We start from the raw sequence: 18,149 nt of genomic DNA, 5'->3' as shown, positions 1-18,149 counted from the left end.
CAGCGCCCGCGGTGCAGGTGTACGGCGTGCCGCTGGACGGCTTCAGCGGCGCGGACGACGACGCGAAACCCAAGGCCGCCATGGCGTCGGCGGCGCCGCGCAGAAGCCGCACACCCCGTCCGGGCCCCCGCCGTCTACGCCGCCACCGGTGTGACGCGGGTCAAGGCGGCCAATCCGCTCGCCCCCGACAACGGCGCCGGGCTGCCGCTCCGCCAGTCCGCCGGCATCATCACCACGTCCGGCGCGGACGGCCGGCCCCTGAAGGTCGGGTGACCCTCCCGCCGGGGGAACATCCGAGCCGCTGATCTTGTTGCGCCGACGGGCGCCCGGGCGGGGCCCGGGCGACGCGACGAGCACAAGGGGATCAGATGGCCACGGTAAGGGTCCGGCGCACCGACGACGGTTTCGAAGCGGTCAACGACCGTGGGGCGCGGGTCGCCGTCGACGGCTCCGGGGAGACGCCGGGCGCGTTCACGCCCGTCGAGCTGCTGCTGGCCGCGCTGGGCGGCTGCGAGCTGGTCACCGTGGAGCCGCTGACCGCGGGGCGCGGGCACCGGCCGGCGCGGCTGGCCGCCACCGTCCGCGCCGACAAGGTCGCCACCAGCAGGCTGGGCACGATCACGATCGATTACGAGGTGGAGCTGCCCGAGGGCGAGGAGAAGGCCGCCGAGGTGTTCGAGGCCGTGGCCCGCAGGGTGCACGCGAGCTACTGCACGGTCGGCAACGCGCTCAAGGAGCCGATGACCGTGGAGCAGGTGCTGCCCGGGTCGTCCGGAGAGGGCCGCTCCGCCTGAAGCATCCCTCCCGGAGTAGACGCGGCGAGACGACCGCGCCTGTTCATCAGGGGCATCCTTGCACTTCATCGGGGGGACACCGCGCCTCCTCCCCCTGAAGGTCCGAAGTCCCCTCGGGCGCGTACTACTCAAGTCTGAGAAGAAGACCATTCGTCCCGGTGATCTCAATTGAGAGGCCCGCGGCGAGGATAGGCGGCATGGTCCAAACCGCCCCCACGGCCACCCCCAGCCGGTTCGCACCCCCCGGCCGCGGCACGGCGCGGCCCCGGGCGGGTGCCGTGGGGTCGTTCGCGCCGTCGGTGTGGCGCGAGCTGGCGCTGATCGTTCTGTTCTACACGGGTTATACGCTCACGAGGCTGATCCTGGTTCAGGACGGCACGGGGCCGGCGTTCACCCATGCCGACCAGGTTCTGGCGTTCGAGCGGTCCCTGGGCATCGACGTCGAGCTGGGCCTCAACCGGCTGCTGCTGGAGGCGCCCTGGCTGGCGCGCGCCGCCAACGTCTTCTACGCCACCGCCCACTTCGCGGTGACCCTGGGCGTCGTCGTCTGGGTGTACCGGCGGCACCCCGTCCACTACCGGTGGCTGCGCACGGGCATCATGGCGGCCACGGGCGCGGCGCTGCTGGGGTTCTGGCTGTACCCCCTGGCCCCGCCGCGGTTCCTGGAGCACGAGGGGTTCGTGGACCCGGTGACGGCCCTGCACTCGATGGGGCTGTACGCCAGCGACGCGTCCGGCACGCTGACCAACCAGTACGCGGCCATGCCGTCGATGCACGCGGGATGGGCGCTGTGGTGCGGGTTCGTGCTGGTTCGGCTGGCGGCCCGCCGGTGGGTGCGGGTGCTCGGCGTCGTCTATCCGGCCACGACGGTGGCCGTCATCCTGGCCACCGCCAACCACTACGTGCTGGACGCGGCGGCGGGCATCGCGTTGATCGCGGCCGCCCTGTACGCGTCCTGGCTTCGGTACCGCCACGCGCTGCCGGAGCGGACGCGGCGGGCGACGACCGTGCGGACCGTGGTGGCCGCGGGGGCCGAGCGGTAGGCGGAGGCACAACTTCATGCGAAGGCGAGGCGGCGCGGACGGTCCGCGCCCGGACGGCGGACGGCTGGCGACACCCCCCGAACGGACCCCGGCATCAGGGATGCGGGCGGCACGCCACTCCGCTCCGGCCGGTCCTCGGGTGCGCGGTAGCCGGGCCTCCAGGATCGCGGGGCTCGTGCCCGGGACGGACGACGCGCCGGGGCGGCGATCCCCGGGCGGCGCCGTCGCGCGGCGCGCAGCGCGCCGTCCCCGGCTGTGGCCGGAGCTGCTGCTGATCACGATCTGCTACGGCTGCTACTCGATGGTCCGCAACCTGGTGCCGGCCGACCACGCCACCGCCGCGCACCGGGCGCAGGAGATCCTCGCCCTGGAGTACGACCTGCACCTCGACATCGAGTACACGCTGAACCGGCTGTTCGCCGAGCACGCCTGGCTGGCGGTTCCGGCGAACTACTTCTACGCCACGATGCACTTCGCCGTGACGATCGGCGTGCTGGTGTGGCTGTACACGCGGCACCCTGACCGGTACGCGGCCTACCGCACGGTCCTGTTCGCCACGACGATGGTGGGGCTGGTCGGCTTCTGGCTGTATCCGCTGGCGCCGCCGCGCATGCTGCCCGGCTTCACCGACACGGTGATCAGCTTCGGGACGTGGGGCATCTACGGCTCCTCGCCGATGGCGTCGGTGTCCAACCAGTACGCGGCGATGCCGTCGATGCACACGGCGTGGTCGCTGTGGTGCGCGATGGCGGTGATCGGGGTGGCCGGGCGGCGGCGGCCCTGGGCGGTGCCGGCGGCCGCGCTGTACCCGACCGCCACCATCTTCGTGATCATAGGGACCGCGAACCACTACCTGCTGGACGCCGTCGGCGGCGCGGTCGCGCTGGCCTGCGGCGTCGTCCTGGGCCGGGGCGCGTTCCGGGCCTTCGCCGTCCTGCTCCCGGCCCGCGCCACCGGTCAGTCCTCGACCCCCTAGCCGGTCACTCCTCGCCGTAGAAGACGCGTTCCACCACGGCGCGGGCGCGGCGGGCGTGGCGGCGGTAGTCCTCCAGCAGGTCGCCGGTGCCGGGGTAGCCGAGCATGCGGCTGACGGAACTGCGCTCGCGGTGGTGGTCGGTCGGCAGCACGTCGGAGGCCCGGCCGCGCACCAGCATCATCGCGTTGCGCAGGCGGGTGGCCAGCTGCCAGGCGTCCGCCAGCACCTCGGCGTCGGCGGGGGCGAGCAGGTTCTCGGCGGCGGCCGCCTCCAGGGTGGCGAGGGTGCGGGTGGTGCGCAGCGCGGGCACGTCGTGGGCGTGGCGCAGCTGCAGCAGCTGGGCGACCCACTCGACGTCCGACAGCCCGCCGGGGCCGAGCTTGATGTGCAGGCGCCGCTCCACGCCGCGGGGCAGCCGCTCGGACTCCATGCGGGCCTTCAGCCGCCGGATCTGCCGGACGGCGTCGTCGTCGATGCCGCCCTCGGGCCAGCGCACCGGGTCGACGACGGCGTGGAAGCGTTCGCACAGCTCCCGGTCGCCGATGGTGGCGTGGGCGCGCAGCAGGGCCTGGCTCTCCCACGGCTCCGACCAGCGGGCGTAGTAGGCGGCGTAGGAGGCCAGCGTGCGCACCAGCGGGCCCTGGCGGCCCTCGGGGCGCAGGTTGGGGTCGATCTCCAGCGGCGGGTCGGGGGCGGGCAGCGCCAGCAGGCGGCGCATCTCCTCGGCGACGGCGTGCGCGGCCGCGTGCGCGTCGCGTTCGTCGGCACCGGGCAGCGGGTCGTGCACGAACATCACGTCGGCGTCGCTGCCGTAGCCGAGCTCGTGCCCGCCGAAGCGGCCCATCGCCACCACGGCGATCCGGGTGGGCAGCGGCCCCCGCCGCTCCATCTGGATCTTGTCGATGGCGGCCTGCAGCGCGGCCTCGACGGTGACGGCGGCGATGTCGGACAGCGCCTCCCCGACGGTGCGCACGTCGGCCAGGTCGAGCAGGTCGGCGACGGCCACGCGGAACAGCTCGCGGCGGCGCAGCCCGCGCACGACGGCGACGGCCTCCTCGGCGGGCAGCACCGCGCCGGCCCCGGCGGCCGGCTCGGAGGGGGCGTGGCGGCGCACGGCGGCCAGCGCCTCGGTGCGCAGCGCCTCGTACGGGCGCGGCGCCAGCTCGGCGTCGCCGACCAGCATGGTCACCGCCTCGGGGGCGCGCAGCAGCAGGTCGGTGGCGTACCGGCTGGAGCCCAGCACCCAGGCCATGCGCTCGGCGACGGTGACCTCGTCGCGCAGCAGCCGCAGGTACCAGGGGGTGGCGCCGAGGGCGTCGCTGACCTGGCGGAAGCCGAGCAGGCCCGCGTCGGGGTCGGGGGCGTCGGCGAACCAGCCGAGCATGACCGGCAGCAGCGTGCGCTGGATGGCGGCGCGCCGCGACACCCCGGCGGTCAGCGCCTCGATGTGCCGCAGCGCGCCCGCCGGATCGGCGTAGCCGAGCGCCTCCAGGCGGGTGCGGGCGGCCGCGTGGGTGAGGCGGGCCTCGGGTCCGGGGAGGCGGGCCACGGCGCGCAGCAGCGGCCGGTAGAACAGCTTCTCGTGCAGCCGCCGCACCTGGCGGGCGTGCCGCCGCCACTGCGCGGTGAACTCGCCGACGGGGTCGGTGCGCAGGCCGAGGGCGCGGCCGAGGCGGCGCAGGTCGGCCGGGTCCTCGGGGACCACGTGGGTGCGGCGCAGCCGGTGCAGCTGGACCAGGTGCTCGACGCGGCGCAGGAACCGGTAGGCAGCGGCGAGCGCGGCGGCGTCGTCGCGGCCCACGTACCCGCCCTCCGACAGGGCGGCCAGCGCCTCCAGGGTGCCGCGGCCGCGCAGCGTCTCGTCGGCGCGGCCGTGCACGAGCTGCAGCAGCTGCACCGCGAACTCCACGTCGCGCAGCCCGCCGGGGCCGAGCTTGAGCTCGCGTTCGGCGGCCGGGTCGCGGCGGTTGAGGTGGGCCTCGACGCGGCGGCGCATCGACTGCACCTCGTCGACGAACCCCTCCCCCGCCGCGGCCTGCCACACCAGCGGAGTGATCATGTCGAGGTAGCGGGCGCCGAGGTCGGGGTCGCCGGCGACGGGGCGGGCCTTCAGTAGCGCCTGGAACTCCCAGGTCTTGGCCCAGCGCTCGTAGTAGGCGCGGTGGCTGGCCAGCGAGCGCACCAGCGGCCCGGCCTTGCCCTCGGGGCGCAGCGCGGCGTCCACCTCCCACAGCGCGCCCTCGGTGGTGTGCGCCGAGCAGGCCCGCATCATGGCCGAGGCCAGGCGGGTGGCGGCGCGCATGGCGGCGTCCTCGGGGTGGCCGTCGCGCGGCTCCGCCACGAAGATCACGTCCACGTCGCTGACGTAGTTGAGCTCGCGGCCGCCGCACTTGCCCATGCCGATCACGGCCAGCCGGCAGGCGGTGTGCTCGGGCACCTCGGCGCGCGCCACGGCCAGGCCCGCCTGCAGCGCCGCGGCGGCCAGGTCGGCGAGTTCGGCGGCCACCTCGGCGACGTCGGCGGCGCCGGTCAGGTCGCGGCCGGCCAGGCCGAGCAGCCGCCGCCGGTAGGCGACGCGCAGCGCCACCAGCGTCTCGGGGGAGGCGTCGCGGGCGACCGGTTCGGCGGCGTCCGGATCGGCGCCCACGGCGCCCAGGAGGACGGTCCGCGGATCCGCTTGGACCGATCCATCATCGTCCCGCAGCGCCCGCCACTGCCCGGGATGGCGGGCCAGGTGGTCGGCGAAGGCGGCGCTGACCCCCAGCACCGCCAGCAGCCGCCGGCGAACCGGCGGCTCGTGCTCCAGCGCCGCGCGCAGCTCGCGTGCCGCCGGCGGCTCGCCGGACGCGGCGGTCAGCAGCCGCAGCAGCCCGTCCAGAGCCAGGTCCGGGTCGGCCGTGGCGCCCAGGCCGTCCAGCAGGTCGTCGCCGAGTGGGACACCGGCGTCCTCGGCCTCCTTCAGCAGCCGTTCGGCCCGTCCCGCCTCGCTGAATCCGAGCCTGGCCAGCCGCCCCGGCAGCGAGGGACGGCGGTCCGGCGTCCACGACACGCTCACGCACTCAAGTTAAACCGAATGCGCCCCACGGGACTCCCCAAGCGCCCACCCGAACGTCTCGATTGCGTCTCCGGCGGCGCGGCCGGGGAGGGCCGGCGGGGCGCGGGCCGTCAGAGGATGTGGATCAGGCGGCGGCGCTCGTACTCGGTGACCTGGCGGCGGTAGTCCTCCCACTCCTGGCGCTTGTTGCGCAGGAAGAAGTCGAAGGTGTGCTCGCCGAGCACGTCGGCCATCAGCTCGCTGCGCTCCATCGCGTGGATGGCCTCGTCCAGGCTCTGCGGCAGCGGGCGGATGCCCATGGCGCGCCGCTCGGCCGGGGTGAGCGCCCACACGTCGTCCTCGGCGCCCGGGGGCAGCTCGTAGCCCTGCTCGATGCCCTTCAGCCCGGCGCCGAGGATGGCGGCGAACGCCAGGTAGGGGTTGCAGGCCGAGTCCAGCGAGCGGAACTCGATGCGGGTGGAGTGGCCCTTGTGCGGTTTGTACATCGGCACCCGCACCAGCGCCGAGCGGTTGTTGTGGCCCCAGCAGATGTACGGCGGGGCCTCGCCGCCGGCGCCCGCGGTGGAGCCGACGCCGCCCCACAGCCGCTTGTAGGAGTTGACCCACTGGTTGCACACGGCGGTGATCTCGGCGGAGTGCCGCAGCACGCCGGCGATGAACGCGCGGCCCACCTTGGACAGCTGGTACTCGGCGCCCGGCTCGTAGAAGGCGTTGCGGTCGCCCTCGAACAGCGACATGTGGGTGTGCATGCCCGAGCCGGGGTGGTCGGTGAACGGCTTGGGCATGAAGGTGGCGTACACCCCCTGCTCCAGCGCCACCTCCTTCATCACCAGCCGGAACGTCATGATGTTGTCGGCGGTGGTGAGCGCGTCGGCGTAGCGCAGGTCGATCTCCTGCTGGCCGGGGGCGTTCTCGTGGTGGCTGAACTCCACCGAGATGCCCATGGCCTCCAGCATCATGATCGCGTTGCGCCGGAAGTCGTGCGCGGCGCTGTGCGGGGTGTGGTCGAAGTACCCGCCGGCGTCCACCGGGTCGGGCACGCGGCCGTCCTCGGGCCGGTCGCGCAGCAGGAAGAACTCGATCTCGGGGTGGGTGTAGAAGGTGAACCCGAGGTCGGCGGCCCGGGCCAGGGCGCGCTTGAGCACGAAGCGCGGGTCGGCGAAGCTGGGGGTGCCGTCCGGCATGAGGATGTCGCAGAACATGCGGGCCACGCCGGGCGACTCGCTGCGCCAGGGCAGCACCTGGAAGGTGGACGGGTCCGGCTTGGCGATCATGTCGGCCTCGTAGACGCGGGCGAAGCCCTCCACGGCCGACCCGTCGAAGCCGATGCCCTCGTCGAAGGCGCCTTCGAGCTCGGCGGGGGCGACCGCCACGGACTTGAGGAACCCGAGCACGTCGGTGAACCACAGCCGGATGAAGCGGATGTCGCGCTCCTCCAGGGTGCGGAGCACGAACTCCTGCTGACGGTCCAAAGCCTTACTCCCTCATGAGCTAGCCCGACTGCCCGGTCCATGCCCGCGCCCGGCATTGCTTGAACGGGCGTTTACGCTGGTGCCGACAGGTCCGGGATTCTGCAGTATGCCTCGCCGCTGTTTCCACGGCGTTACGGGGACCGAGCGCGGCGCCGTCTCGGGAGCAAACCGCGCATATGCCCCGAATTTGCCCTGTTCGCTCCACTGTGCCACATGATGCGGGCGCCCGTCACAACAGGCGCCGAAGGTCACCTGGCGGCGGCGGAGCGGCCCGCGTCCGGCAGCGGCCCGATCCATTTGCGGTACAGCCGGTCGTAGGTGCCGTCCGCCCTGGCCCGGTCGATCACCTGGTCGATCAGCCGGACCAGCGCGGGGTTGCGGTTCTTGCGGACCCAGAAGGCGTACCGCTCGCCGGTGCGCGGGGTGGCGGTGATCTCCACGCCGGAGCCAGCCTGCGTCCGCAGCAGGTTCCGGGCGGCCGGATAGTCCAGCACGACGGCGTCGAGCTTTCCGGCGCGCAAGTCCTTCAGCGCGGTCTGCGGGTCGTCGTACGACCGGGGGTCGTCGAAGTCCCCGTCCTCGACGTACCGTTCGGCGGCGGTGGCGGACTGCGTGCCGAGCCTGAGGCCGCCCGCCTCGACCTCCTGCAGCGAGGTGATCCCGCTGCCCTTTTCGACCACCAGCGCCACGGCGGCGTCGAAGTAGGGCTTGGAGGCGTCCATGCGCTCGGTGCGCTCGGGGGTGACGGCCATGGCGCCCATGACGACGTCGCACCTCTGCGCGTCGAGCGCCTCGCCGTTCGTCATGGTGGCGAACGGGACCTCGACGACGCGCTGGGTCACGCCGAGCCGCCGGGCCACCAGGTCGAGCATGTCGACGTCGAACCCGACCACCCGGCCCCCCTGCCTGGTCTCGAAGGGCGGGTAGGGCAGCTGCGCGCACGTGGTGAGCCGCCCCTTCGCGACCAGCTCCACGCCCTGCACGGTGGCGCCGTCGCCGCCGCAGGCCGCGGCGGCCAGCGCCAGCGCGGCCAGCACCGCGCCGAGAACCGGACGCCAAGGAGATGCTCCGGACACTCTTCCTCCCGCTGTTCACTTGTCTGCCGCGCGCGAGGACCGCACGCGGGAGAAATATGCCATGCCGGACCCGCGCGGGTGCGGTGTCGGCGGAACCCGCCGGGGGCGAGCGGGTCCGGGCGCCCCGCCACCGGGTCCCGGCGGCCGCCGCTCATCCGCTTTTCCGGAAATTTGACGTTGCGATCATGGCCCGCAATAGCCGCTGATCAATAGCGTGGGACCCGTCGTGGACGCATCACTCCTGCTCTCGCTGACCGACCGGGTGGCCGCGCTGGCCACCCCGTCGGCCATGCACCCGGACGCCTGGCCGCTGGGCGAACGGGTGGACGGCTGGGCGCGCGGACGCGGGCTGATCCTGGGCGACCCGGACGGCTCGCCACTGGGCCGCGGCCGGTTCGAACGGCTGGCCGCCCGCGTGTTCCCCACCGCCGACCTCGACCGGGTCGATCTGTTCGCACGCTGGCTGACCTGGGCGTTCGCCCTGGACGACATGCTCGACCAGGAGCCGCTGGCGGGCAGCGCCACCGCCGTGCACGAGCTGTACGAGGACCTGCTGCGCGCCATGCGGCTCGGGCACGCCCGTCCCGGGGCCCGGCCCCTGGAGACCACGCTGGTCGAGCTGTGGGACGTCACCGCCACCCGGATGGACCGCGAGTGGCGGCGCCGGTTCATGCTGCACATGGAGGCGCACCGGACGGGCTGCGCCCAGGAGGCGGTCAACCGCCGCACCGGCCGGGTGCCGACCCCGCGCGAGTACGCGGGTCTGCGCCGCCGGGCCGCCGCGCCGTTCCTGTACGACCTGATCGAGCCGGTGCTGGGCGTGGTGCTGGCGGACCGGCTGACGACCTCGCCGCAGTGGGTGATCCTGTCCGAGGGCGTCGCCGACGTCGTCGCCTGGTCGAACGACATCGCCTCGTTCGCCATGGAGGACGCCCGCCGCGACGCGCACAACCTGGTCGCCGTGATGTGCCGGACGCACGGGTGCGGGCCGCGCGAGGGGGCCGCGCTGGTGCTCGACCGCATCGTCGAGCGGCTGGACGAGGTGCAGGAGGCGATGCGGGCGTTCCCCGCCACCATGGACCGCCTGGAACTGTCCCCGGAACAGCGCCAGACGGCCTCGCAGATCGCGCGGGTGCTGCTGGGCGTACCGCGCGCGCACGTGGACTGGCTCACCGAGTCGGGCCGCTACAACGCCTCCGCCGACGCGGCGGCGACGGAGTCGGGGCGGCGTCCGCCCCGCCTGGACACCCTGTCGCACCTGCGCCCCTGACCGCCCGCGCCCCCGCGAGCGGATGCCGCGGTCCGGCCGCGAACGTTCTTTTCGTCACAATGACGAAACCGGGGCTCGTGCCGCGATCCCTCCCCGGCTTACCCTGTGGACGTGGCACAGCTCCGGATAGCGCTCGCGCAGGTGAACCCGACGGTCGGCGACCTGGACGGCAACGCCGACCTGATCGTCGAATGGACGCGGCGCGCCGCCGACGCGGGCGCGCACGTGGCGGTCTTCCCCGAGATGGCGCTCACCGGCTATCCGGTCGAGGACCTGGCGTTGCGCCAGTCGTTCGTGGACGCCTCTCGGCGCGCGCTCGGCCGCACCGCCCGCCGGCTCGCCGACGAGGGCCTCGGCCACCTGCCCGTCGTCGTCGGCTACCTGGACCGCACGGACGCCCCCGTGCGCGCCGGGAGGCCCCTCCCCTCGTCCTACAACGCGGTGGCGTGGCTGCACGACGGCGGCGTGCTGACCTGGTCGGCCAAGCACCACCTGCCCAACTACGGGGTCTTCGACGAGTACCGCTACTTCGCGCGCGGCGACCGGCTGCCGGTCGTCCGCCTGCACGGGGTGGACGTCGCCACCGTCATCTGCGAGGACCTGTGGCAGGACGGCGGCCCGGTCGGCGTCACCCGCGCCGCCCGCGCGGGCCTGCTGCTGGTCGTCAACGCCTCCCCCTACGAGCGCAGCAAGGACGACGTGCGGCTCGACCTGTGCGCCCGGCGCGCCCGCGAGGCGGGCTGCTGCCTGGCGTACGTCAACATGGTCGGCGGCCAGGACGAGCTGGTGTTCGACGGCGACTCGGTGGTCGTCGGCGCCGACGGCGGGCTGCTGGCGCGCGCCCCGCAGTTCGCCGAGCACCTGCTGGTGGCCGATCTGGACCTGCCCGAGGCGGACCGGTCCGAGGGCGCGGGCAGCCGGCCGGTGGACGCCGGCGACGGCACCGCCATCACCGTCGAGCGGCGGATCCTGTCCGAGACGCCCGTGCCCGCCTACGAGCCGGCCCCGTCGGAGCGCGCCGAGCCGCTGGACGACCTGGGCGAGGTGTACGCGGCGCTGGTGCTCGGCACGCGCGACTACGTCCGCAAGAACGGCTTCCGCTCGGTGATCCTCGGGCTGTCCGGCGGCATCGACTCGGCCCTGGTCGCCACGATCGCCGCCGACGCCGTCGGCGCGAACAACGTGCACGTGGTGCTGCTACCCAGCCGCTACTCCTCCGAGCACTCGGTCACCGACGCCGAGGAGCTGGTCAAGCGGCAGGGTCTGCACTCGCGGACCGTGCCGATCCGCGGCATGGTCGACGCGTTCGAGGCCGAGCTGGACCTGCACGGGCTGGCCGCCGAGAACCTGCAGGCCCGCATCCGCGCCAACGTCTGGATGGCGCTGTCCAACGAGTCCGGCCACCTGGTGCTGACCGGCGGCAACAAGAGCGAACTGGCCACCGGCTACTCCACCCTGTACGGCGACTCCGCGGGCGGCTTCGGCCCGATCAAGGACGTCACAAAGACGATGGTGTGGCAGCTGGCGCGCTGGCGCAACGGCCGCGTCGGCCGGGGCTCGCCGTTCTGGCGGGCGCTGGACGTCGAGCCGATCCCCGAGGAGATCATCCTCAAGGAGCCGTCGGCCGAGCTGCGCCCCGGCCAGCGCGACACCGACTCGCTGCCGCCCTACGACATCCTGGACCCGCTGCTGGTCGACTACGTGGAGCACGACCTCGGCCGCGACGCGCTGGTCGCCGCGGGCCACGACCCCGACCTGGTGGAGCGGGTGATCCGGCTGGTGGACCTGGCCGAGTACAAGCGGCGGCAGTACCCGCCCGGCCCCAAGATCACCCCGAAGAACTTCGGCCGGGACCGCCGCCTGCCCATCACCAACCGCTGGCGCGAACCCTCCGGCCGCTAGCCCCCCGGAGCGGTTCCGGGGGGCCGCCCGGGCCTCGCGGAGGCCCTCACTCCTTGTGGTGGTTCTCGCCGGGCCAGGTGTCGACGGTGTCGAACGGGTCCGGGTCGACGCCGGGGACGATCTGCTCGCACCACACGACCTTGCCCGAGGCGGTGCGGCGGGAGCCCCAGCGGTGCGCGAGCTGGCTGACGACCAGCAGGCCGCGTCCGTTCTCCTCGTCGTCGGCGGCGTGCCGCAGTCGAGGCAGCGCGGCGGACCGGTCCATGACTTCGAGAACGAGCGTGCGCTCCAGCAGCAGCCGCAGCTCGATCGGGCTCTCGCTGGGCGTGTGCGTCTGCGCGTTGGTGATCAGCTCGGACGCCAGCAGCTCGGTGGTGTAGGACAGCTCCTCCAGGCCCCAGTCCTGCAGCCGACGGCGCACCAGGCCGCGGGCGCGGCGCACGACGGCCGGGTCGTGCGGCAGGGTCCAGGAGGCGAACCGCTCCGGCGGCAGCCGCCGCAACCGGGCGATCAGCACCGCGATGTCGTCGCGGTGGTGGTCGGCGTACACGCCCGCCAGCGTCGCCTTGGCGAGGTCCTCCATGGGGCGTTCGACGGTGCCGGGGCCGAACACGTCGCGCAGCCGGGCCAGGCCGTCGTCGATGTCGGTGCCGCGGTTCTCCACCAGGCCGTCGGTGTAGATGACGAAGACGCTGCCGTCCTCGACGGTGAACTCGCGGCTTTCGATGGCGGCCCCGCCGGACACCCCGAGCGGCGGGGCGGGCGGCACCTTGAGGTACTCGCTGCTGCCGTCGGGGCGGGCGAGCAGCGGCGGCAGGTGCCCGGCCGAGGCGATCTCGATGACGCCGGTGGTGGCGTCGTACACCGCGTACACGCAGGTGGCGAAGTGCGGCTCCTGCTCGCCGAGCTCGATCATCAGCTCGTGCATGAGGTGCAGCGCGTCGGCGGGCGGCAGCTCCAGGTTGGCCAGCGTGTGCAGGGCGGTGCGCAGCCGCCCCATGGTGACCGCGGCGCGAACGCCGTGCCCGGCCACGTCGCCGACGATCAGCGCGACCCGCGCCCCGGGCAGCGCGATCGACTCGTACCAGTCGCCGCCGACCTCGACGAGCTTGCTGCCGGGCAGGTAGCGGTGGCGCACCTCGACCGACGACGGCGCCGACAGCCGGTTGGGCAGCAGCGAGCGCTGCAGCGCCAGCGCGGTGGCGCGCTCGCGGCTGTAGCGGCGCGCGTTGTCGATGACGATGGCGGCGCGGGAGGCGAACTCCATGCCGATCTCGACGTCGTAGGCGTCGAAGCGGCGGAACCCGGGCACGCGGGTGCAGGCGATGAAGCCCAGCAGGGTGTCGTGGGCCACCAGCGGCAGCAGCACCATCGACACGTTGGTCAGCAGCTCGCCCACCGGGCCGCGCCGCCAGCGCCGCGCGATGTCGTGCGCGGTCTTGGCGTCCACCAGCGGCAGGTGCACCGGCCGCATGGTCTGCAGGACCTGCCGGTACGGGGTGCCCTCCGGATACACCAGCACCTCGCCGACCGGGAAGGTCGCCGTCCAGCCCGGGTTGTCGTCGTCGGAGGTGACGGCGATGCGGCGCAGCACGGCCGCGCCCGTCTCCTCGTGCACCTCGTCGGCGGCGACCAGGCTCTCCAGCACCAGCACCGAGGCGGTGGTGCAGTAGTGCGGGACGATCACGTCGACCAGCCCGCGGGCGGCCTGGTCGAGGTCGAGGGACGCGCCGAACCGGGCCAGCGGGTCGTCCATCAGCGCGCGCCGCATCAGCGCCGGGTCCTGGTAGCGCTCGCTGGGCGGCAGCGCCACCCGCACGAACAGCAGCCCGGCCGGGACGCCCGGCGAGCCGTCGCCGACCAGCGGCTGGGCGGTCACCACCGCATCGGTGGTGGTGCCGTCGGCGCGCCGCATCGTCAGCGCCTTGCTGCGTTCGTGGCCGGTGGCCAGCCCCTCCAGCAGGATCTCCAGGTCGGCCTTGGCCTCGTCGACCACCAGCTCGGCGGCCGACCGCCCGATGACCTCGGCCGGAGCGTGGCCGAGGACGGGCTCGGCGTTGGGTCCGCACTGCACGACGCGCCGCGTGGCGTCCACCCCGAGCACCAGGGTGCGCGACGCCGTATCGGCCGCCGTCGCATCGCCTTGCGGCGCCATCACCGATCTCACCTGACGCGCTCCAGACAGCCGTCGGCCTACCTCTCCCCAGCGCCAGTATGGAGCATCCGGCGGGACGGAGGGGAGAAGAGCACGTTTACCGCGCCGAAAACGGACGCGGGCGCGGGCGCGGCGCGCCCGCGGACGCCTGTGCCGGGACACCTCAGGACGCACCCGCGGCGATGCCGCGCAGCAGCGTGTCGACGACCGCGTCGGGGAAGTCGTCGGGCTGCCGCTCCGTGGGGAACCGCCCGGTCAGCGACCCGATCAGCATGGCGACGGCGGCCTCGACGTCCACGTCGGGCCGCACCTCGCCGGTGCGCACGCCGCGGCGCAGCACGTCCCGGAACACCTCGCGGCGCGGCTCGATGACGTCCTGCCGGTAGCGGTCGTACAGCTCGGGGTGCTTCTCGGCGGCGCCGACCACGTTCCAGAAGCACTGGATCCGCTTGCGGGCGCGCTCGGAGCGCAGCCCGCGGGCCAGCGTCAGCAGGTCCTCGCGGACCGAGGCGCCGGACGGCTGCGGCAGCGGGCCCTTCATGGTGGCCAGCGCGTGCACGATCAGCGCCTCCTTGTTGGGCCAGCGCCGGTAGATCGTGGTCTTGCCGACGCCGGCGCGCGCGGCGACCGCCTCGATGGAGACGCCGGCCACGCCGGACTCCTCGGCCAGCAGGTCGATCACGGCGTCGATGATCGCCTTCTCGGCGCGCTCGCTGCGCGGCCGCCCGGGCGCGCGGACGCCGTCGCGCGCGGCGGGGGCGCCGGGCCCGGAGGCGCCGGTGCACGGGGCGTCGGCGCCGGGCTCAGCGGGGGTGGGATGCTGCGTCGTCTCGGTCATCTCTGGCCACGTTACTCATACCGCGGCGTTGGTCATACCCGGCGTCACCCCCGAGCGCTCTCGCGCTGCCGGGGCGTTTCGGCGGAGGTGGTCTCGCCGCCGGCCGGGGAGCGGCCGGGCATCCAGCTCAGCACCATCATGGCGGCGAGGAACGCGACCACCGCCGCCGCGGCCGACGCGGTGTGCATGCCGTGCACGAACGCGGCGTTCGCCGGGCCGATCAGGCTTTCCCCGGCGGGGCCGAGCCGCTCCGCGACGGCGTGGGCGCCCTCGATGGACTGCCCGGCCGCCTCGCGGACGCCCGCCGGCAGCGCGGCCAGCCGGTCGGCCAGGTCGCCGCGGTAGACGGAGGCGACCACCGAGCCGAGCACGGCGACGCCGAGTGCGACGGCGACCTGCCGGGCGGTGTTGTTGAGGGCCGATCCGGCGCCCGCCTTCTCCCGGGGCAGCGCCGACATGACCGACTCGGTCGCGGGCGGCATGACGTTGGCCATGCCCGCGCCCTGCGCGAAGAACACCGCTCCCATGACCCACAGCGGGGTGTGCTCGCCGACGAACTGGTAGGCGGTCAGGGCCGCCGACACCAGCAGCAGGCCGGCCGTGCACACCGCCTTGGCGCCGAAGCGGCGCACCATGGCGGCGCTGCGCGACGAGAAGATCAGCTGCGCGGCGGCGAACGGCAGGACCATCAGGCCGGACTGCAGCGGGGTCAGGCCGCGCACCGACTGCATGTAGAAGTTGGCGAAGAAGAACACGCCCGTGGCGGCGAAGAAGCACAGCGCGATCGAGGCGACCGCCGCCGACAGCCGCGGGTCGCGGAACAGCCGCACATCGAAGGCGGGGTGGTCGGTGCGGGCCTCGTACCAGGCGAACAGGCCCAGCACGGCGGCGCCGCCGACGATCGGCGCCAGCACGCCGGGCGTGAGCCAGTCACCGGTGTCGCCGCCGTGGATGATGCCGTACGACAGGGCGACCAGGCCGACGATGGACAGCAGCACGCCGACCGGGTCGAACCGTCCCGGCCGCGGGTTGCGCGACTCGGGGACCAGCAGGGCGATCAGCGCGATCCCGGCGATGATCACGGGGACGTTGATGAAGAACACCGAGCCCCACCAGAAGTGGGCCAGCAGCAGGCCGCCGGTGACGGGGCCGATGGCCACGGCGAGGCCGACGGCGCCCGCCCAGATGCCGATGGCGCGGGCCCGTTCCTGGGGTTCGAAGACGTTGGTGATGATGGACAGGGTCTGCGGCATGACCGCGGCGCCGCCGAGGCCCATCAGGGCGCGGGCCCAGATCAGCTGGTCGGGGGTCTGGGCGTAGGCCGACAGCAGGGAGGCGACGCCGAAGACCGCCAAGCCGCCGATCAGGACGCGTTTGCGGCCGGCGCGGTCGCCGAGCACGCCGAAGGTGAACAGCAGGCCGGCGAACACCAGCGTGTAGGAGTTGATCGCCCACTCCAGCTGACTCTGGGTGGCGCCCAGGCCCTGCTCGGGGTCGGCGATGGTCTTCAGCGCGACGTTGAGGATGGTGTTGTCCAACACCACCACCAGAAGGCTGACGGTGAGCACGGCGAGGATGTACCAGCGCCGGCGGTGGACTAGCTGCGGATCCAACTCGCTCCTTAGCGGGGGAATGCGGCTTCGATACGACTGCGTTTCGGAAGGAGCCTAGGACGGGATGGATCGATACGCAACCGTATCGTTTCGTAATCACCCTCACATGCACGGCCGGGAATAACCCGGTGCGCGGAATCTCGGGGCTACCCGAATCGTTTCGGCGGTGGAATCATCGGATTCGTCCGGGTACGCCACCGTGGCGCCTCGAGACGGGAGGTACATCGTGTCTTCGACGTCCGCTGCCCAGCCCACCGCTCTCTACGGGGGCAAGGGAGACCGCAGGGTCACCGTCCGCGACATCGCCGCCGCCAAGCAGCGGCGCGAGAAGTGGCCCATGCTCACCGCCTACGACGCGCTCACCGCGCGGGTGTTCGACGAGGCCGGGATCCCGGTGCTGCTCGTCGGCGACTCGGCCGCCATGGTCGTGTACGGCTACGACTCCACGATCCCGGTGACCCTGGACGACCTCATCCCGCTGGCCGCCGCCGTGGTACGCGGCTCCAAGCGCGCGATGGTGGTCGCCGACCTGCCGTTCGGCTCCTACCAGGCCGACGTGCCCGGGGCGCTGGCCGCGGCCACCCGCTTCCTGAAGGAGAGCGGCGTGCACGCGGTCAAGGTGGAGGGCGGCCGCCGCATCCTGCCGCAGGTCGAGGCCATGGTCGCCGCCGGCGTCCCGGTGATGGCGCACCTGGGGCTGACCCCGCAGTCGGTGAACGTCTTCGGCGGCTACCGGGTGCAGGGCCGCGGCCAGGCGGGCGAGGAGCTGATCGCCGATGCCAAGGCGCTGGAGGCGGCGGGCGCGTTCTCGGTGGTGCTGGAGTGCGTCCCGGAGGAGCTGGCCGCCCGCGTCACCGAGTCGCTGTCCATCCCCACCATCGGCATCGGCGCCGGCGACCGCACCGACGCCCAGGTGCTGGTGTGGCAGGACATGGCGGGGCTGACGCCGCACACCGCCAAGTTCGTCAAGAAGTACGCCGACCTGCAGACGGTGCTCGGCGACGCGGCCCGCACCTTCGCCGAGGAGGTCGTCGGCGGCGTGTTCCCGGCCCCCGAGCACGCCTACCACTGACCGTCCACCGGTCGATCGCCCGCTGAACGCCGGCTCGTCGCTCCGCGTCCCCGGCGGGGCGATCCGCACCGGGCGGGTCGCCCCGCCGCGGGCGCGGCGAAGCTGCGGCTCCCGCCGCGTCAGACGTCGGTGACGCGCAGGCCCGCGTGGGCCTTGTAGCGGCGGTTGATGGAGATCAGGTTGGCGGTGAACGCCTCGATCTGGCGGGCGTTGCGCAGCCGCCCGCCGTACACGCCGCGCATGCCCGGGATGCGTCCCGCCAGCGCCTGGACCAGGTCGGTGGCCTCCCGGTCGTCGCCGAGCACCAGCACGTCCAGCTGCATCTCGTCGACGCCCGGGTCCAGCAGCAGCTTGGCCGACACGTGGTGGAACGCCGCCACCACCCGGCTGCCGGGCAGCACGGCGGCGGCCTGCTCGGCGGCGCTGCCCTCCTCGACCGGCAGCGCGTACGCACCGCGCTTGTCGAAGCCCAGCGGGTTGACGCAGTCCACGACGATCTTGCCGTCCAGCTCGGCGCGCAACGACTCCAGGGTGGCCTTGTGCCCCTCCCACGGCACCGCGACGATCACCACGTCGGCCTCCCCGGCGGCGACCGGGTTCTCCGCGCCCCGCACCGGCAGGTCCGCGCCCAGGTCCGCGGCGGCGTCCCGGGCCCGGTCCGCCTTCCGCGACCCGATGATCACCTGGTGCCCGGCCAGCGCGAACCGGCGCGCCAGCCCCTTGCCCTGGTCACCGGTGCCGCCCAGGATGCCGATGGACAGCCCGCTGACGTCGGGCAGGTCGTAGGGGTTCTTCCGCTGCTCAGTCATGGGCCGAGTCTGCCAAACCGGTCCGCGCCGCCATCCTCCGGCATCCGGGAAAGCCGGAGGGCCGCACGCGGTCT

Annotated in this window: 14 protein-coding genes; 7 read left to right on the top strand and 7 right to left on the bottom strand. The window is 73.7% G+C overall.

Annotated elements, in window-relative coordinates; genetic code table 11:
* The first annotated feature begins 150 nt into the window (after window positions 1-150).
* The 4 genes from QSK22_RS03245 (at window position 151) to QSK22_RS03230 (ending at window position 2,813) form a co-directional block, all read left to right on the top strand.
* Window positions 151-273 (top strand): hypothetical protein, encoded by a 123-nt coding sequence (locus QSK22_RS03245; protein WP_285492421.1) that lies wholly within the window; start codon window positions 151-153, stop codon window positions 271-273.
* Window positions 274-368: 95 nt separating this feature from the next.
* Window positions 369-794: an OsmC family protein gene (locus QSK22_RS03240; protein WP_285492420.1), complete on the top strand. Its 426-nt coding sequence runs from the start codon at window positions 369-371 to the stop codon at window positions 792-794.
* Between the two features lie 197 nt (window positions 795-991).
* Window positions 992-1,837, top strand: coding sequence for a phosphatase PAP2 family protein (locus QSK22_RS03235; RefSeq protein WP_285492419.1), 846 nt, complete (start codon window positions 992-994; stop codon window positions 1,835-1,837).
* Window positions 1,838-2,012: 175 nt separating this feature from the next.
* On the top strand, window positions 2,013-2,813 hold the full coding sequence (locus QSK22_RS03230) for a phosphatase PAP2 family protein (protein ID WP_285492418.1): 801 nt from the start codon (window positions 2,013-2,015) through the stop codon (window positions 2,811-2,813).
* A 4-nt stretch (window positions 2,814-2,817) separates the two neighbouring features.
* Here QSK22_RS03230 and QSK22_RS03225 read toward each other — a convergent pair whose 3' ends face one another.
* From QSK22_RS03225 to QSK22_RS03215, 3 genes are all read right to left on the bottom strand, one after another.
* On the bottom strand, window positions 2,818-5,868 hold the full coding sequence (locus QSK22_RS03225) for a bifunctional [glutamine synthetase] adenylyltransferase/[glutamine synthetase]-adenylyl-L-tyrosine phosphorylase (protein WP_285492417.1): 3,051 nt from the start codon (window positions 5,866-5,868) through the stop codon (window positions 2,818-2,820).
* 110 nt (window positions 5,869-5,978) lie between these two features.
* On the bottom strand, window positions 5,979-7,340 hold the full coding sequence (glnA2, locus tag QSK22_RS03220; protein WP_285492416.1) for a gamma-glutamylpolyamine synthetase GlnA2: 1,362 nt from the start codon (window positions 7,338-7,340) through the stop codon (window positions 5,979-5,981).
* Between the two features lie 248 nt (window positions 7,341-7,588).
* Entirely contained in the window at window positions 7,589-8,416 is an 828-nt protein-coding gene (locus tag QSK22_RS03215) for an ABC transporter substrate-binding protein (protein ID WP_285492415.1), read from the bottom strand.
* Between the two features lie 226 nt (window positions 8,417-8,642).
* Here QSK22_RS03215 and QSK22_RS03210 point away from each other — a divergent pair, with 226 nt between their 5' ends.
* Window positions 8,643-9,686, top strand: coding sequence for a terpene synthase family protein (locus QSK22_RS03210; RefSeq protein ID WP_285492414.1), 1,044 nt, complete (start codon window positions 8,643-8,645; stop codon window positions 9,684-9,686).
* Between the two features lie 111 nt (window positions 9,687-9,797).
* Window positions 9,798-11,588 (top strand): NAD+ synthase, encoded by a 1,791-nt coding sequence (locus tag QSK22_RS03205; RefSeq protein WP_285492413.1) that lies wholly within the window; start codon window positions 9,798-9,800, stop codon window positions 11,586-11,588.
* A gap of 46 nt (window positions 11,589-11,634) precedes the next feature.
* Here QSK22_RS03205 and QSK22_RS03200 read toward each other — a convergent pair whose 3' ends face one another.
* The 3 genes from QSK22_RS03200 to QSK22_RS03190 form a co-directional block, all read right to left on the bottom strand.
* Window positions 11,635-13,743 carry a SpoIIE family protein phosphatase gene (locus tag QSK22_RS03200; RefSeq protein ID WP_285492897.1) on the bottom strand — a complete coding sequence of 703 codons (2,109 nt, stop codon included), beginning with the start codon at window positions 13,741-13,743 and terminating at the stop codon, window positions 11,635-11,637.
* 163 nt (window positions 13,744-13,906) lie between these two features.
* Window positions 13,907-14,581, bottom strand: a complete 675-nt coding sequence (locus QSK22_RS03195) for a TetR/AcrR family transcriptional regulator (protein WP_285492412.1) — start codon at window positions 14,579-14,581, stop codon at window positions 13,907-13,909.
* A 44-nt stretch (window positions 14,582-14,625) separates the two neighbouring features.
* Window positions 14,626-16,194: an MFS transporter gene (locus QSK22_RS03190; protein WP_285492411.1), complete on the bottom strand. Its 1,569-nt coding sequence runs from the start codon at window positions 16,192-16,194 to the stop codon at window positions 14,626-14,628.
* 226 nt (window positions 16,195-16,420) lie between these two features.
* Between QSK22_RS03190 and panB the strand changes: the two genes are divergently transcribed.
* Window positions 16,421-17,266: a 3-methyl-2-oxobutanoate hydroxymethyltransferase gene (gene panB / locus QSK22_RS03185; RefSeq protein ID WP_502872262.1), complete on the top strand. Its 846-nt coding sequence runs from the start codon at window positions 16,421-16,423 to the stop codon at window positions 17,264-17,266.
* Between the two features lie 119 nt (window positions 17,267-17,385).
* On the opposite strand, the gene npdG is transcribed toward panB, so the two are convergent.
* Window positions 17,386-18,075 (bottom strand): NADPH-dependent F420 reductase, encoded by a 690-nt coding sequence (npdG, locus tag QSK22_RS03180; RefSeq protein ID WP_285492410.1) that lies wholly within the window; start codon window positions 18,073-18,075, stop codon window positions 17,386-17,388.
* Between the last annotated feature and the right edge of the window lie 74 nt (window positions 18,076-18,149).

Origin of the sequence: Actinomadura sp. NBRC 104425 (assembly GCF_030269545.1) — a bacterium.
Classification (GTDB): Bacteria; Actinomycetota; Actinomycetes; order Streptosporangiales; family Streptosporangiaceae; genus Spirillospora; species Spirillospora keratinilytica.
Note: the sequence above shows the minus strand (reverse complement) of the source record. Positions and strands in the feature narration are given on the sequence as shown.